The 16,030-nt window shown below is 66.9% G+C and carries 13 protein-coding genes; 8 read left to right on the plus strand and 5 right to left on the minus strand.

Annotated features, from left to right (window positions below; translation table 11 throughout):
* Window positions 1–100: 100 nt before the first annotated feature.
* Together gcvH and LHL23_RS17405 are read right to left on the minus strand one after the other, a co-directional pair.
* Window positions 101–460, minus strand: a complete 360-nt coding sequence (gene gcvH, locus LHL23_RS17400) for a glycine cleavage system protein GcvH (RefSeq protein ID WP_039183528.1) — start codon at window positions 458–460, stop codon at window positions 101–103.
* A gap of 189 nt (window positions 461–649) precedes the next feature.
* On the minus strand, window positions 650–2,098 hold the full coding sequence (locus LHL23_RS17405) for a glutamine synthetase family protein (protein ID WP_226430872.1): 1,449 nt from the start codon (window positions 2,096–2,098) through the stop codon (window positions 650–652).
* Window positions 2,099–2,311: 213 nt separating this feature from the next.
* Between LHL23_RS17405 and LHL23_RS17410 the strand changes: the two genes are divergently transcribed.
* The 3 genes from LHL23_RS17410 (at window position 2,312) to LHL23_RS17420 (ending at window position 4,574) form a co-directional block, all read left to right on the plus strand.
* The gene (locus tag LHL23_RS17410; protein ID WP_226430873.1) at window positions 2,312–3,088 is read left to right on the plus strand and encodes an IclR family transcriptional regulator domain-containing protein; all 777 of its coding nucleotides are present in this window, start codon (window positions 2,312–2,314) and stop codon (window positions 3,086–3,088) included.
* A 66-nt stretch (window positions 3,089–3,154) separates the two neighbouring features.
* A complete protein-coding gene (locus LHL23_RS17415; RefSeq protein ID WP_226430874.1) occupies window positions 3,155–3,469 on the plus strand; it encodes a hypothetical protein in 315 nt (104 codons plus the stop codon).
* A gap of 121 nt (window positions 3,470–3,590) precedes the next feature.
* Complete coding sequence (locus LHL23_RS17420; protein ID WP_226430875.1) at window positions 3,591–4,574, plus strand: type I glyceraldehyde-3-phosphate dehydrogenase; 984 nt, start codon at window positions 3,591–3,593, stop codon at window positions 4,572–4,574.
* Between the two features lie 58 nt (window positions 4,575–4,632).
* Here the strand turns inward: LHL23_RS17420 and LHL23_RS17425 are convergent, their stop codons facing one another.
* On the minus strand, window positions 4,633–5,220 hold the full coding sequence (locus LHL23_RS17425; RefSeq protein ID WP_409996788.1) for a hypothetical protein: 588 nt from the start codon (window positions 5,218–5,220) through the stop codon (window positions 4,633–4,635).
* An 87-nt stretch (window positions 5,221–5,307) separates the two neighbouring features.
* The gene (locus LHL23_RS17430; protein WP_226430876.1) at window positions 5,308–5,574 is read right to left on the minus strand and encodes a hypothetical protein; all 267 of its coding nucleotides are present in this window, start codon (window positions 5,572–5,574) and stop codon (window positions 5,308–5,310) included.
* Window positions 5,575–6,048: 474 nt separating this feature from the next.
* Between LHL23_RS17430 and LHL23_RS17435 the strand changes: the two genes are divergently transcribed.
* From LHL23_RS17435 to LHL23_RS17450, 4 genes are all read left to right on the plus strand, one after another.
* A complete protein-coding gene (locus tag LHL23_RS17435; RefSeq protein WP_226430877.1) occupies window positions 6,049–7,851 on the plus strand; it encodes an autotransporter assembly complex protein TamA in 1,803 nt (600 codons plus the stop codon).
* Window positions 7,848–11,474 carry a translocation/assembly module TamB domain-containing protein gene (locus LHL23_RS17440; protein ID WP_226430878.1) on the plus strand — a complete coding sequence of 1,209 codons (3,627 nt, stop codon included), beginning with the start codon at window positions 7,848–7,850 and terminating at the stop codon, window positions 11,472–11,474. Before LHL23_RS17435 ends, LHL23_RS17440 begins: the two co-directional genes overlap by 4 nt.
* Window positions 11,475–11,566: 92 nt before the next feature.
* On the plus strand, window positions 11,567–12,604 hold the full coding sequence (locus LHL23_RS17445) for a glycosyltransferase family 2 protein (RefSeq protein WP_226430879.1): 1,038 nt from the start codon (window positions 11,567–11,569) through the stop codon (window positions 12,602–12,604).
* Window positions 12,601–13,551 carry a glycosyltransferase family 2 protein gene (locus LHL23_RS17450; protein ID WP_226430880.1) on the plus strand — a complete coding sequence of 317 codons (951 nt, stop codon included), beginning with the start codon at window positions 12,601–12,603 and terminating at the stop codon, window positions 13,549–13,551. Before LHL23_RS17445 ends, LHL23_RS17450 begins: the two co-directional genes overlap by 4 nt.
* A 7-nt stretch (window positions 13,552–13,558) precedes the next feature.
* Here the strand turns inward: LHL23_RS17450 and LHL23_RS17455 are convergent, their stop codons facing one another.
* A complete protein-coding gene (locus LHL23_RS17455) occupies window positions 13,559–14,311 on the minus strand; it encodes a WecB/TagA/CpsF family glycosyltransferase (protein WP_226430881.1) in 753 nt (250 codons plus the stop codon).
* A 192-nt stretch (window positions 14,312–14,503) separates the two neighbouring features.
* Here LHL23_RS17455 and LHL23_RS17460 point away from each other — a divergent pair, with 192 nt between their 5' ends.
* A complete protein-coding gene (locus LHL23_RS17460; RefSeq protein WP_226430882.1) occupies window positions 14,504–15,967 on the plus strand; it encodes a hypothetical protein in 1,464 nt (487 codons plus the stop codon).
* Window positions 15,968–16,030: the final 63 nt, after the last annotated feature.

Consider the following 16,030-nt stretch of genomic DNA (forward strand, 5'->3'; position numbering starts at 1 on the left):
ATCAGCGCCACTGCCCTCTGCTGGCTCAAACCGGCCGGAGGCACAGGTGCTGTCTGCAGCTGGAAATTGCGTGGCGGCCCCGAGCGGGGCCGCAGCCGGATCAGCCGATGAAGTCCTTGTAGCCGGCCTCATCCATATAATCGTCCATCGGCGACAGATCCGACGGCTTGATCTTGAAGAACCAGGCGTCGCCCTCGGCGTCCTCGTTCACCTTGCCGGGGTCGTCGGCCAGCGCCTCGTTCACCTCGACGATCTCGCCATCCAGCGGCGCGAGGATGTCGGACGCCGCCTTGACCGATTCAATCACCACGATCTCGTCGTCCTTGGAGACCTCGGTGCCCGGCTCGGGCAGCTCGACATAGACCACCTCGCCCAGCTGTTCGGCGGCGTGGGCGGTGATGCCGACGGTGATCAGGTCGCCCTCGGGCAGCAGCCACTCGTGTTCCTCGGTGTATTTCATGGGGGTGTTATCCTTCGAAGAGGCGTGGATTTTCAAATGTCTCAGGCCGCCGGAAATGGCGCCGCAGATGGCAGGGAACAACCCCTGCATACGCGGGCATACGGTATCAACGGGCGGGGCTGGCGATCAAGACGGCAAATTCCGGGGCGGCTGAGTTTTTTGCCCGTTGCTCAGCTGTTCCTCGGCGGCTCAGAACAGGTTGAAATATTCCGCCTGCTCCCATTCGCTGACGGTATCCAGATAGCGTTCCCACTCAAACGTCTTGAGCTGCAGCAGATAGTCCACCGTGCCGGCGCCCAGCGCATCGCGGCAGAGCGCCGAGCCTGCGAAGCCTTCCAGCGCCTGCCCCAGCGAACGCGGCAGGCGTTCGGCGTCTTCGCTGTAGGGCGACAGGGTGGGTTTCGGGGCCTCCAGCCCTTCCCTGATGCCGGCGGCGCCTGCGATGATCTGGGCGGCCAGCGCGTAATAGGGGTTGGCGGAACTGTCCGGCGCGCGGTTCTCGATCCGGCTGGCGGGGTCATGGGGCTGCATCAGCGCCCGCAGCATGGCGCCGCGGTTGTCCTCGCCCCAGCCGATGCGGCTGGGGGCCAGTTGAAACGGCAGGTAGCGCTTGTAGCTGTTCACCGTCGGCGCGATCAGCAGCGAGGTTTCGGACGCGTATTTCAAGAGGCCGGCCATCCAGGCGCTGGCGGGCGGGCTGAGCATTCCGGCGGTTTCCGGCATGAACAGGTTGCGGCTTGTGGCCAGGTCCTGCAGCGACTGGTGGACGTGCCATCCGTTGGCCATGGCGTTGTCCAGCCGCGGCTTGGCCATGAAGCTGGCGTGCAGGCCGTTCCGGGCGCAGACCTCCTTGACCATGGTGCGGAACATCACCATCGCGTCGGCCTGGGCCATGGCGCCGTCGGGGGCAAAGGTGAACTCAACCTGGCTGGGGCCCATTTCGATTTCCACCGACCGCACCGGCAGGCCGAGCTTCTGGGCGTTGCGGCGCAGCAGGTCGAGGATGCCTTCCGCCTCGCCATAGCGGGTTTCGGTGAGGTACTGATACCCCTGCGTCAGGTTGCGGGTCTGCACCGGGGCGCCAGGGCGGGTGGCCTGGGTGTGGGCCGCGGATTTGTCCGCCAGCTCAAACAGGTGGAACTCCACCTCCAGCCCGAAGGTGGCCGCCATCCCCTGCTCCGCCAGGGCCTCCACCTGCTGCCGCAATACCGCGCAAGAGGCAAAGGGGATGGGCCGGCCGTCCGGATAGACCGGGGTGCAGAAGATCCAGGCGGAATGGCCGGACCAGGGCAGCGCGCGCCAGGTCTCCGGGCGCGGCACCAGGAGCACGTCGCCCGCGCCCTGCATCGGGCCATCCAGCCCGGTGCCGTCCTCCCAAACCGGAAAGGCGGTGCGGTGGGAGGTGTCCTTGAGCAGCAGGGTTGCGGGCACGTTCAGGCCGCGGTCGAAAACACCGGCAAAACCCTCTGCCATCACCGTCTTGCCGCGCAGCAGCCCATGCTGATCGGGGAACAGCACCCGCACCGTCTCGATCCCGTCAAACTGCGCCCGGGCGGTGATCTCGGCCGCCTTGCGGCAGTCCTCTGGGGTCAGCAGCCCCAGGCGGGCCAATTTGCCGGATGTGAAATCTTGTGCCATGGGCGGCCTCTTGGCTAGCGAGCTAATTGAAATTGCACCGGAAATGTCCGCACGTCCAGTCGGCGGCGGGAATTGCTGCAACCCGTTGCGCAATCTGGATATTGCGGAGGGTTTGCGCCTTGACAGCGTTCGCAAAGCGAACATTCATGCGAGCATTCGCACAAACCGCTGCAGCCAGCGGTGTTTTCGGGATCAGGACAGGGCGGCATCGGGATGACGGCAGCAGAACAGGACAGGAATATTTCGTCGAGCTTTGCCAAGGGGCTGGCGGTTCTGGCGGTATTCGATGCAGAGACCCCCAGCATGACCCTCGCCGAGATCGCCCGGCGCAGCGGCCAGGACCGCGCCACCGCCCGGCGCGGGGCGCTGACGCTGGTGCAGGCGGGGTACCTGCGCCAGGACGGGCGGATGCTGTCCCTGACCCCGCGGGTGCTGGCGCTGGCAGGCGGGTTTCTGCAGGCCAACCAGTTCGGCCGCCGGGTGCAGCCGGTCCTGAACCGCCATGCCCGGCAGATGCAGATCGAGGTGACGCTGGCGATGCTGGACCAGGGCCGGGTTCTGCTGCTGGCGCAATCCACGGTGGACCACGGCCATATCACCTATGGCTTCACCGCCGGCTCGCACATTCCGCTGGCGCATACCAGCCTGGGGCGGATGCTGCTGGCCGGGCTGCCGGAGGAAGAGGCCGCAGCGGTGCTGGCAGAGGTGGAGATCCCGCGCCATACCGGCCAATCCCTGACGGAGCCCGGCTCCATCCTGGAACGCGTCGCACAAGCGCGGCAGCAGGGTTACTGCCTGACGGACAGCGAGTTCGAGGCCGGAATCACCGGCTATGCGGTACCGGTGTCGCGGCCCGGCCAGACGCCGATCGTGGCGGGGTGCTCTGCCCCGCGGGGATCGCAGCCGGAGGCGGATGCCGAGCGGCTGCTGCGCGGCCTGCAACTGTGCGCCGCGGAGCTGCGCCAGGCGGAAGCGGTGGACCACTTGTAAGCTGCATCTTGCTTTGCACCGGGCCTGCGCTAGGCTGAAGCCAGTGATTTCCGCAGGAGCATTTTGATGATGAAACAGACTGCATTGGCCGCGGCCCTCTGCGTCGCGCTGACCCCGGCTGCAGGAGCGAAGGGCGTGGAAGGCAAGCAGGTCACTGTGCTGGGCCGCGACTGGGTGGTGGCCCCGGTCGAGGACGCCCCGGGCCGCTACAGCGCTACCCGGCTGAACCTGGAGCATCTGGCGTTCCGCCCGCCCGCGGTGCTGACTGCGCGCCAGGCGGTGCGGGCCCTGCGCACGGCCACCGGCTGCAGCGTCAACCTGGACACGATGGTGCGCAGCATCACCGGCACCTACTACGCGCAGGTGATCTGCCGCAAATAGGAACGCGCCTGACGCATGCGCGGTTTTGCAGCGTTTTTCTGAAACATCCTCTTGGGAAATGTGATCATTTTCCCGGGAGCGACGGATTGAGCGGCGCCGGCGCGCCTGCCATAGATTGCGCATGAAACTTGCTATCAACGGATTCGGCCGCATCGGCCGCGCCATCCTGCGCCAGATTCTGACCACCCCGCGCGGAGACGGCATCGACGTGGTGCGGATCAATGATATCGCGCCTTTGGACATGTGCGCCTATCTGTTCCAGTACGACAGCACCTTTGGCCCCTTTGCCCATCCGGTAGAGCATGGCGGTGATGCGCTGCAGGTGATGGGCCGGTCCATTCCGGTCAGCCATGAGCCCGATCTGACCAAGGTGGACCTGTCCGGCGTTGACCTGGTGCTGGAATGCACCGGCATCGCCCGCACCTCTGACGTGGCAGAGCGCGGGCTGAAGGCGGGCGCTGCAAAGGTGCTGATCTCCGGCCCCTCCCCCGCCGCTGAGCTGACCGTTGTGCTGGGTGCAAACGAGGAAACGCTGGGCGATGCGCGGATTGTCTCCAATGCCTCCTGCACCACCAACGCGCTGACGCCGCTGGTCAAGCTGCTGGACGGCATCGCCGGCATCGACAGCGCCCATATGACCACCATTCACTGCTACACCAATTCGCAGCCGATGGTGGACGCGCCGCGCGGCGATTTCGCCCGCTCGCGCGGCGGCGCGCAGTCGATGGTGCCGACCACCACTTCGGCGATGCATCTGATCGACGAGGTGCTGCCGCATCTGAAAGGGCGCGTGAGCGGTGCCGCGGTGCGGGTGCCGACGGCCAGCGTCTCTGCCATCGACATGGTGGCGCAGCTGAAAACGCCGATGAGCGAAGCCGGGTTCACCGCCGCCCTGCGCGAAGGGGTTGCGGCCTCGCAGGTACTGGGCTGGACCGATATGCCGCTGGTCTCCTCTGACCTGCGGGCGCGGCCCGAGTCGCTGGTGATTGCGGGGCCGGAAACCCGCATGGCCGGAGAGCAGCAGGTGCGGGTGTTCGGCTGGTACGACAACGAATGGGGCTTTTCGGCCCGGATGTTGGATGTGGCCCGGATGATGGCCGGATAGGCCCTGCGCCTGACCCTGACCGCTGCCCTGTCTGCAAGCCCGCCGCCGGCGGGCTTGGCTATTCCTGCGGGCGGCGCCCGTTGCCAGCCAGGCGCAGCCAGCGGAAGATCAGCGTCAGCAACAGCATGCAGACCGCCAGGCCGATCAGGTCACCTGCGGCATAGACTGCCATCACGGGCAGCTGGTCGCCGGGAAAGATCAGGCCGGAGAACACCAGCGACTGCCCGGCGGAATTAATGACCGAAGCCAGGGCGCCAACGGCCAGCAGCCCGGTCCAGGACACCCGGCGCGACTGGCCCGCATAGAGGTTCCAGCCGAACAGCCAGGCAATCTCGAAGGCGGCAAAGGCCGCGGCCGCGCCAACCGCAATGGACTCCAGCAGCACCGGTTCCATCAGCTGGCGCACACCCGCGTCGGTGAACATCAGCTCCGACAGGAAGGCGCCTGCGGCCAGCGGCAGAACAGCCCGCCAGCCGAACAGCCAGACCGCTAGCACCCGCACCCCGTGCGGCAGGTAGACCAGGCTGGCAAAGACCGTCACTTCTGGCAGGAACAGGCCCTGCACAGGTGTGACCACCCAGGCGGTCAGCCCGTGGCAGATCACGTAAACCGCGGTAATCACCGCAAAACTTTGAAGGCCAGCCAACTGCTGAAAAACTCGCATCATACAGTCCCGTTTAAACGGGAGCTGCGAAACCTGCAATCATTGGAATGTATTGTAAAAGCGGCGCAGTCACTTTGCCGCAGGATCGAAACAGACCACGTAATGCTTGGCCTTGCTGCCGCCGGCCCGCTTGATCAACCCCAGGTCCAACAGGGATTTCAGGGTGCGGTGAAAAGTGGCCTGGGCGATCCCCTTGACCAGACGATGGCTGCGGATCTGCTCTGATTTTACCGCTTCACCCGGCGCTTCGGTCAGCGCATTGGCGGCCAGCAGCACGTCCCGCTCTGCCCGGCTCAGCCGGTCCAGCCCCATGTCGCGCTCCATCTGGTGAAGCATATCGCGAAGTTCAAAAATTGGTTTCAACCGGTCCAATACCGCTCTCCAGGATCATCAAATCTTCTGCCCCGGCGGGGCCAGGGCGAAATGATACCACGCAACTTTATCAAACTGACAATTATATGGACAGTAAAATCATGCGTGGTATCATTCCGGTCAGGCTGGCTGCTTTGTGAGTGGTGGCTGCGCCTGACGTTACTTATGTGCTTTGGTTAAACAGTGACAGCTCCGGCGGATGAATTCGCCGGAGCTGATTTAAACTAGTACATACTTTGCCAGCCTTTCCAATAGCCATTGCCCGCCGGATTTTCCCGGCTGGCCGATGCGCGGCAATCCGCCGCCGCGCGGCACCGGCGGAATGCCGCCGCTTTGCTGGTTCCATCCTGCAAATTTCCCGTGCTAGGCTTGCATCAAGCGCCGGATGCCTGCCGTGGTTCCGGGCCCGATATTTTAAGCCCGCTGCCGGGAGCAGACATGAATTTTTCCATCCGTCCAAACGGCTTGGCTTGTGCCATGGCCTTCAGCCTGATGGCGCTGCTGCCGCCTGCGGTATCCGCTGCCGAAGCGACGCTGCAGGCCCCCGGGGCGGACGGCACCCTTGCAGAGCGGCTGCGCGGCGCCTCTGCCTCGGTTGCCGCCAGCGGCGAGACCAATGTGCAAGAGTTGCTGGCCGCGGCGCTGTCGGACTACCGCACCCTGGTGCAGGTGCTTTATGACGCGGGGCATTTCTCGCCGGTGGTGAACATCCGCCTGGACGGGCAGGAAGCGGCGCAGATCCAGCCGCTGAACCCGCCGAAAAGCGTCCGCAAGGTGGAGATCACCGTAAAACCCGGCCCGCGGTTCGCCTTTGGCAAGGCAGAGCTGGCGCCGTATCCGCAAAACAGCGATGTGGAGATTCCTGAAGGCTTTGCCACCGGCAAACCGGCTGGCACCGGTGTGATCCGAGATGCGGCCATTGCCGGCGTGCGGGCCTGGCGCCGCAGCGGCCATGCCAAGGCCGAGGTGGTGGATCAGAACATCACTGCCAATCACCTGCAGGCGCGGCTGGACGCGGAACTGCGGCTGGCTCCGGGACCGAAGCTGCGGTTCGGGCAGATGCGGATCACCGGCGACACCAAGGTGCGCAAAGGGGCCATCCGCCGCATTGCCGGCTTTCCGGAAGGCGAGGAATTCCACCCCGACCTGGTTTCCAAATCCGCCACCCGGCTGCGGCGCACCGGCACCTTTTCCTCTGTGGTACTGCGCGAGGCGGAGCAGCCGAACCCGGACGGCACCCTCGATTTCGTGGCCCAGTTCGAGGACCTGCCGCCGCGCCGCCTGACCTTCGGCGCCGAAGTCAGCTCCTCCGACGGGCTGGAGCTGTCGGGCAGCTGGATGCACCGCAACCTGTTCGGCAACGCCGAAAAACTGCGGATCGAGGCCCGGCTCAGCGGCATCGGCAGCAGCAATGACATCGACGGCCGCATCGCGGTGCGGCTGGACCGGCCCGCCAAGCTGGGGCCGGATGACAGCATCTTCTATCTGGCAGAGGCGGAGCGGCTGGACGAAGAGCATTACACCGCCACCAGGGTCTTTGGCGCCATCGGCGCGCGGCGGACGTTTTCGGACACCTTCTTTGTGGAGGCCGCGCTGGGGGTATCCTCGACCCTGGCAGAGGACGTGTTCGGCAAGCGCCGCTTCAAATACGTGGCTGGCAGGTTCCGCGCCGAGTACGACGCCCGCAACAGCCGCGTGAACCCCGCCAGCGGTTATTTCCTGCAAGGCAGCGCATCGCCCTTCATCGGCTTTGACGGCAGCGAATCCGGCCTGCAGCTGAAGGGCGACGGGCGCACCTATTACGGGCTGGGCGCGGATGACCGGATCGTGCTGGCCGGGCGGCTGCAGCTCGGCTCCGTGGTCGGGCCATCGCTCAGCGAAATCTCCCCGACTCTGCTGTTCTTCTCCGGCGGCGCGGGCACCGTGCGCGGGCATGAATACCAGTCGCTGGGTGTGCCGGCGGGCGGCGGCACCGCGGGCGGGCGCAGCTTTGCGGCCCTGTCCGCCGAGGTGCGGGGCAAGGTCACCGACAAGATCTCGCTGGTGGGCTTTTATGACCTTGGCTTTGTCGACGCGGACAGTTTCGTCTCCGGCTCCTCGTCGCGCCATGCCGGTGCCGGCATCGGCCTGCGCTATGACGTGGCAGGCATCGGCCCGATCCGGCTCGACCTCGCCTATCCGGTGGACGGCGGCAGCGAGGACGGGCTGCAATTCTATATCGGGATAGGACAGGCGTTTTGAGACAGCATCTTGCCTTTTTCCTGGCCGCTGGCCTGACGGCACTTCCGGCCGCGGCGCAAGAGACCGCCACGGAGGGCGCCGGCGGGCTGCTGGTCGATTTCCTGGAGGACACCCTGTCCGGCGACAGCCGCTATATCAGCGTGTCGGGGCTGGAGGGGGCGTTTTCCTCGCAAGCCAAGATCAAGAAGATCACCGTGGCCGACGAGGAAGGCATCTGGCTGACCGTCGAGGGCGCGGTGCTGGACTGGAACCGGCTGGAGCTGTTGCGCGGGCGGTTCTCCGTCAATGAGCTGTCGGCGGAACGCATCGAGGTGGCACGCGCGCCGGAGCCGCTGCCGCCGGACCCGGAGCTGCCGGAGGCGGAGACCACACCCTTTGCCCTGCCTGAACTGCCGGTGGCCATCGAACTCGGCCAGATCAAGGCAGCCCGGATCGAGCTGGGCGAGGCGCTGGCCGGCACCGCGGCAAGCCTGCGGGTCGAGGGTTCGCTGAAACTGGCGGACGGTGCGCTGGACACAAAGCTGGAAGCCGCGCGGCTGGACAAGCCCGGCGACCACCTGCGGCTGGAGGCGGGCTATGCCAATGAAACCCAGCAGATCACCCTCGACCTGTCGGCAGACGAAGCGCCAGGCGGGCTGATCTCCCGCGGCCTGGACCTGCCCGGCAACCCCGACCTGCAGCTGACCGCCAAGGGCAGCGGCCCGGTGACGGATTTCACCGCCGATATCACCTTCAGCACCAATGGCACCGAGCGGCTGGGCGGCCAGGTGGTGCTGGCGGCCCGGCCCCTGCCCCAGGACGCCGCCCCCGAGGCGCCGCGCGACATCGGGTTTTCCGCCGACCTCGGCGGCAATATCGACGTGCTGCTGCCGCCGGTGCACCGGCCGTTCTTCGGCCCCGGCCTGCGGCTCAACGTGAAAGGGGTGCGGGAAGGCAGCGGCGCAATGACACTGGACACGCTGGTGCTGCACACCAACGCCCTGCGGATCACCGGCGCCGCGGCGCTAGATGCGGGCGGCAAGCTGGCTACCGCCAACCTGAAAACCGCAATCACCCCGCCCGCAGGCCAGGCCGCTGCCGCGCTGCCCTTTGGCGGCGGGCAGACCACCCTGGCCAAGGCGGACCTGCAGCTGCAGAAAACCCTTGAAGGCCGCTGGGTGCTGGACGGGGTTGTGAACCAGCTGAGCCATCCCGGCGCGCTGGTGGATACTGCCGGGATCTCCGGCCGCGGCACATTGGACCAGACCAGCGGCTTTAAGCTGGAAGGGCGGGTTACAGCAGGCCTCAGCGGTTTCCAGCCCCGCGATCCGGCGCTGGCCAAGGCCACTGGCAACGAAATCCGCTTTGAAGGGACCCTCAGCACCGATGGGCCCGGCGCGCTGCACATCACGGACATGGAGCTGCGCGGCAGTGATTATCAGGCCGCTGGCGATGTGGCCTTCGACGGGCTGGAAGAGGGGCTGAAAGTCACCGCAGACCTGACGGCGGGCGCTGCGGATCTGGGCCGGTTTTCCGATCTGGCGGGCCGTCCGCTGGGCGGTGCGGTGCAGGCCGCGGTCAAGGGATCCTTCACCCCGCTGACCGGCGGGTTTGACACTGATCTTTCGCTGCAGGCGCAGGATCTGTCGGCGGGCATTGCCCAGGCGGATGAGCTTTTGGCGGGCACAACCACGCTGGACCTCAAGGCCGCGCGGGATGAAAACGGCATTGCCATCGACCGGTTTGCGCTGGCGGGCAGTGCGCTGGAGGCCGAGGCGGCAGGCACGCTCAGCAACCAGTCCGGGCAGATGGACATCACTGCCCGGCTCACCCGGCTGGAGGTGCTGCTGCCGCAGGCGCCCGGCACGCTGGAGCTGGCCACCACCCTTGGCCGGGCCGGCGACACCTTCAGCGGCGTCGCGGAACTGAAGGGGCCGCACACCTCTAGTGCAAAGCTGGACGGGTCTGTCACGCTGGCAGGGGACGCCGACTTCACCTTTGCCGCCGCCTGGAATGAGCTGGAACGCTTCGTGCCGCAGCTGGCAGGCAGGCTGAGCGCCGAAGGCACGGCAGAGCGGCGCAACGGCGAGTGGCAGGTTGCCGGCACGGCCGCCGGCCCTGCCGGGATTGCGGTCGAGACCGAGGCCCGCTTTACCGAAAGCAACGGCAGCACCGATTTGCGCTTTGATGCGGTGATAGCAGAACTGCAGCAGCTGGTGCCCGACCTGCCCGGACGGCTGGCCGCCACCGGCACTGCCGCCCGGCGCGACGGGACCTGGACGGTGGACAGCACCGCCAGCGGCCCGGCGGGCATCGACAGCCGCATCGAGGGCAGCTGGAACGAAGCCGAGGGCACCGCCGACGTGACCGCCAGGGGCACCCTGCGGCTGGAGGGACTCAATCCCTTTCTCTCGCCCAACCTGATGCAGGGGCCCGCGAATTTCGACATGGCCTTGCGCGGGGTTCCGGCGCTGGACGGGGTCAGCGGCACCATCTCGGTCCCCGGCGCCTCGCTGGCGATTCCGGCGGCCGCCCAGCGGGTGGATGACATCAACGCCACGGTTTCCATCGCCAGCTCCAGCGCCCAGCTGCAGCTTTCCGCCCGCCCGCGCGACGGCGGCACGGTGCGGATCAGCGGCCCGGTGGGGCTGCTGCCGCCCTTCAACGGCAACCTGCAGATTGCCATCGGCGATGTGGTGGTCACCGACCACTTGTCCTATGAAACCCTGCTGAACGGCAGCCTGGCAATGTCCGGCGCCATGGCCGGCGACAACAAGCTGGCCGGCCGGATCAATGTCGGTGAGACGAATATCAACCTGAACACAGCGGGCGGCTCGGTCTCTTCCGCACCGATCCCGCCGGTCCGCCACGCCGGCGCGCCGCGCGATGTGCGCCAGACCCTGGCCCGTGCCGGGCTGACCGGCAACAACGGCGGCGGCGGCGGCTCAGGCAGGACGGCGCTGGACGTCCTGATCGACGCGCCGTCCAGGATCTTTGCCCGCGGCCGCGGCCTGCGCGCTGAGCTGGGCGGCCAGATCCGCGTGCGCGGGTCAACAGCGCGCCCCTCGCCCTCCGGCCAGATCAGCCTGATCCGCGGCACCTTCGACATCCTGGGCCGGCGGCTGGAGCTGGATGAGGGACGGATCACACTTTTGGGCGACCTGAAACCCTATCTGGAATTCAAATCCACTGCCGCTACCGGCCAGGGCACGGCGACGCTGGAAATTTCCGGCCGGGTCGATGCGCCGGAGATCAAGGTGACCTCGGACCCGCCGCGGCCCAGCGAGGAAGCCCTGGCGCTGCTGCTGTTCGGCGACAACATCGGCGACCTGTCGCCGCTGGCGCTGGCCCGGCTTGCAGGCTCGGCCCTGACCCTCAGCGGCCGCGGCGGCGGCGCCCAAAGCAAGGTGCGCCAGGCCACCGGCGCCGATACCGTCGATATCGGCACCGACAACCTGGGCACCGGGCAGCTGGGGCTGGGCGGTTATGTGGCGGAAAACGTCTACACCGATTTCAACGTCAACACCCAGGGCGACAGCGAACTGAGCATCAACTTGGATATCACCAAGAGCCTGACGGTTCAGGGCACGGTGGACAGCGAGGGGGAAACCGGGCTGGGCCTGTTCTTCAAGCGCGATTACTGACGGGCCCAGCTTGTGCAGGCAGGACTTGCGGCTGGCGCAATAAGCCGCCAAGCTGCCTGCAGAAATCCGGGCAACCACAGATCAGGGGAACGGTGGGCAGATCAATCACCCGAAGGCTGGCGGACCGCGCCAGCCGCGCAGCACACCGCGCCAGGTTCCGCACCTCGCTGCGCCATCTGCACGGGCCTGCGCGCCGCTTTGCCGTGCCGGACCAGGTGGTGCTGATTGCCCTGGTGCGTGACGGCGCCTATTACCTCGACGTGTTTTTCGACCACTACCGGCGGCTTGGCGTCTCGGCCTTCGTGTTCTTCGACAACGGCTCTGCCGACGGCACAATCGAGCGCATCCGGCAGGAGCCGGGCACTGCGGTGCTGCAGTCTCCCCTGCCCTGGCTGGAGTTTGAGAACACCTTCCGCGCTTATGCCGCAGACCGTTACGGACAGGACCGCTGGTGCCTGTTTGCCGACATGGATGAGCTGTTTGATTTCGAAGGCAGCGAAACCGCCGGCCTGGCCGGGCTGACCCGCTACCTGACGCAGCAGGGCTATACTGCCTTGCAAGCCGAGATGCTGGAAATGTTCCCCAAGGAGCCGCTGTCCGCGGCCACCGGGCTTTCCTATGCCGAAGCGGTGCGCAGCTTCCGCTTTTCCGACATCAGCGCGGTGCGGGCGGCCGATTACACGTCTGAGGACACCGGCTTTGCCTATTACCTGCGCCAGAACTGCCTGCCGCCCGGCGGCGCGCAGATGCTGTTCGGCGGCGTGCGCGGCAAGGTCTTTGGCGAAAACTGCTGCCTCAGCAAGCACCCGGTGGTGTTCAACGGTCCGGGGGTGCAGGCGGCGGTGCATCCGCATGCCTCAGCCGGGGTGCGGGTCGCGGACATGGAAGGGCTGATCCGCCATTACAAATTCGCCGGCGACAGCCTGGCGCGGGATCTGCAGATCCAGGCGGAAGCGGTATCGGAGCACGGCGAGGACCGCCGCCGCAGCAACGCGATGCGGGCGCGGCCGGACCTCAGCCTGTGGTCCGAGGACGCTGTTGAAGATGCAGGTATGGCAGAGCTGCAGCGCCGGGGTTTTCTGCGCCCGTCGCCGCAGTACCGTGCCTATCTTGCCGGGGACGCCGCATGAGTGCCGCACCCATCGCCGCCGTGGTCATCGGCCGCAACGAAGGGGAGCGGCTGATCCGCTGCCTGCGCTCCTTGCAAGGCCAGGTGCAGCAGCTGGTCTATGTCGACAGCGGGTCAAGTGACGGATCGGCAGCGGCGGCGCGGGATCTGGGCGCCGCGGTGGTGAATTTGGACCTCAGCCAGCGGTTCACCGCCGCCCGCGCCCGCAACGCCGGGCTGGCTGTGCTGGAGAGCGGGATCGAGTTTGTGCAATTCGTGGATGGCGACTGCGAGGTGGACCCGGACTGGATCGCCACCGCCGCGGATTTCATGCAGGCACATCCCAAGGCCGCGGTGGCCTGCGGGCGGCGGCGGGAGCGGTTTCCTGAGGTGTCAGTCTACAACCGGCTGTGCGATGCGGAATGGGACACGCCCGTTGGCGAGGCCAAGGCCTGCGGCGGTGACGCGCTGATGCGGGTGGCGGCGGTCTATACCGCGGGCGGCTACCGCGAGGGGCTGATCGCCGGTGAGGAGCCGGAACTGTGCCTGCGCCTGCGCCGAGCGGGCTGGCAGATCTGGCGGCTGGAGGCAGAGATGACCCTGCATGACGCGCAGATGCTGCGTTTCGGCCAATGGTGGAACCGCAGCCGCCGCGCAGGCCATGCCTTTGCCGAAGGCGCGGCACTGCATGGGGCGGGGGTGGAGCGCCACTGGGTAGCGGAGACCCGCCGCGCCCTGCTGTGGGGTGCCGCCCTGCCTGTCGCCATTGCGCTGGCAGCCCTGGCACATCCCTTGCTGATGCTCGCGTCGCTCATCTACCCGGCCCAGGTACTGCGGCTGTCCCGCCGCATGGGATTTGAACGGGCGCTGTTTTCGGTGCTTGGGAAATTTGCCGAGGCCGCGGGCGCGCTGGAGTTTTACTGGCACCGCTGGCGCGGCAGCGCGCGCGGCATATTGGAGTACAAGTAGCCCGCCATCAGCGGTCCCGGATACGCCAGGCTGCGAGGGCAAGCCCGGGCAGGATGGCCAGGCATTTCGCGTAGCGCGGCAGCAGACGGCCGGGGCTGGACAGCGCCCGCCACAGCCATTCCATCGCAATGGCCCGGACCCAGGACGGGGCGCGCTTCTGGTGGCCGCCGAGAAAATCCAGCCCGGCCCCGACAGAGGCAAAGCCGGCCGCAGGCGCCTGCTTGCGCCCGCGCTGGGCAAATTGCTCCTGCTTGGGGGCGCCCAGCGCCAGGAAGCACAGGCAGGGGCCGGTTTCGTCCAGCCGGTGCAGGATCTGGTCTGCCTCGTCGCCGTCGGGGTCAAAGCGGCCCGAGGGGGCATGGATCCAGGCGATCTCCAAACCCGGCACCGTCGCTGTCAGAGCGGCTTCAGCATCGTTAAGCGCTTCCTCTGTGCTGCCCGCCAGCACCACCGGCACCCCGGCCTCAGCCGCCAGGCGGGACAGCGGCAGCACCATGTCGGAGCCCGGCATCAGCTCCACCGGGCGGCGGGCAAGGCGTGACAGCCAAACAATAGGGCGCCCGTCCGCCACCACCAGGTCCTGCGCCTGATAGGCAGACAGGAACGCCGCCGACGCTTCCATCTTGACCAGGTGATCCAGGTTCAGCGTCGCCAGCGCAAAGCCCTGCCCCGCGCTGAAGCGGGCGCTGATTTCAGCCTCCAGCCGGGCGCGGGCGGGTGTGTTCACCGCAATCCGGCGGCCTTGGCATTCGAAATACATGTGGCTCCCCGGTTGCGTTCCGCCCCGTGATACCGCCGCCGGTGCCGCCAGGCCAGCCCGCCGGACGCGGCGCCCCTGCTGGCGTGGCAAAGCTGCACACCGTTAACCCGTTGTTGCAAATCCGCGCGACAGCGCCGCGCGCAACAGGTAAAGTTTGACGCAAATACCGGGGAACTGAGGGAGCACGGGGCTTTGCCCAACGCTTTGGCCTATCTGATGCTGCTGGCCTGGCCGCTGGCCAGCCTGATCCTGTTCCGGCGCCTGCCGCTGGAGCGGGCGATCCTGTGGTGCATCATTGCGGGCTACCTGCTGCTGCCGCCGCTGGCCGAGTTCGACCTGCCGCTGGTGCCGGACATGGACAAGTTCGCGATCCCCTCGGTGATGGCCTTTGTGCTGTGTGCCTTCCTGCTGCGCAGGCCGGTGCCGCTGCTGCCGCGCCATCCCGCAGTGCGGGTGCTGGTGCTGTTGTTCGTGTTCGGGGTCATCCCCACCGTGCTGACCAATGGCGAGCCGATCCTGTTCCGCCAGATCGCCAATTCCGACCCGATCATCTTTCTGACCGATCAGCTGCCGGGGCTGCGCTGGCGCGACCTGGGCTCGGTGATCATCAACCAGGTGATCGTGCTGATCCCCTTCCTGCTGGCGCGCCGGTATCTGTCCACGCCGGAGGCCCAGCGCGAGTTGCTGCTGGCGCTGATGATCGGCGCGCTGGCCTATACCGTTCCGTCGCTGATCGAGATCCGCTTCAGCCCGCAGATCAATGTCTGGATCTACGGCTTTTTCCAGCATGATTTCAGCCAGATGATCCGCCAGGGCGGCTTCCGCCCCATCGTGTTCCTGCCGCATGCGCTGTGGCTGGCCTTTTTCATGATGTCGGCGCTGCTGGCGGCCACCGCGCTGGCCCGCACCGCCGCAGGCGGGGCGCGCATCCGGCTGGCGCTGGCCGCGGCCTACCTGTTTGCGGTTCTGGTGCTGTGCAAGAGCCTCGCCTCGCTAGCTTATGCGCTGGCCTTTGTGCCGGTGGTGGCGCTGGCACCCTTGCGCTGGCAGCTGCGAACGGCCCTGCTGCTGGCACTGATCGCAGTGGTCTACCCGATGCTGCGCAACACCGGGCTGGTGCCGACAGAGGAGCTGGTGGCTCAGGCAAGCACCATCAGCGCCGAGCGGGCGCATTCGCTGAACTACCGCTTTGAGAACGAGGCGCAGCTGTTGGCCCGCGCTGCTGAAAAGCCCTGGTTCGGATGGGGCGGCTGGGGCCGCAACCTGGTGCGGCACGCGGAAACCGGGCAGATCCTGTCGATCCCGGACGGCCGCTGGATCATCGTCTTCGGCACCTTCGGCTGGCTGGGCTATATCGCCGAGATGGGCCTTCTGGCGGCGCCGCTGGTGCTGCTGGCCTATGCCGCCGGCCGCGCGCCGCGCGGCAGCCTGTCGCCCTATGCCGCTCCGATTGCGCTGATCCTGGCCGCCACCATGATGGACATGCTGCTGAATGCCACTCTGATTCCAATCACCTGGATGTGCGCCGGATCGGTGCTGGGCTACGCCGAACGGCTGCTTTATCCGGACTTGTTCCGCGCAAAACCGGCACTATTTGGCGGGACGCAGGCGCTGATGCCTGACACTGCCGGGCCAGAGCGGCGCAGCATCTTGTGATGCCGCAATCTTTCCGCTTTTCCGGCCGAAATTGACACAATGCGTCCTTAGGACAGCCGCATG

This window comes from Leisingera sp. McT4-56, from assembly GCF_020514995.1.
In the GTDB taxonomy this organism is placed as follows: domain Bacteria; phylum Pseudomonadota; class Alphaproteobacteria; order Rhodobacterales; family Rhodobacteraceae; genus Leisingera; species Leisingera aquaemixtae_A.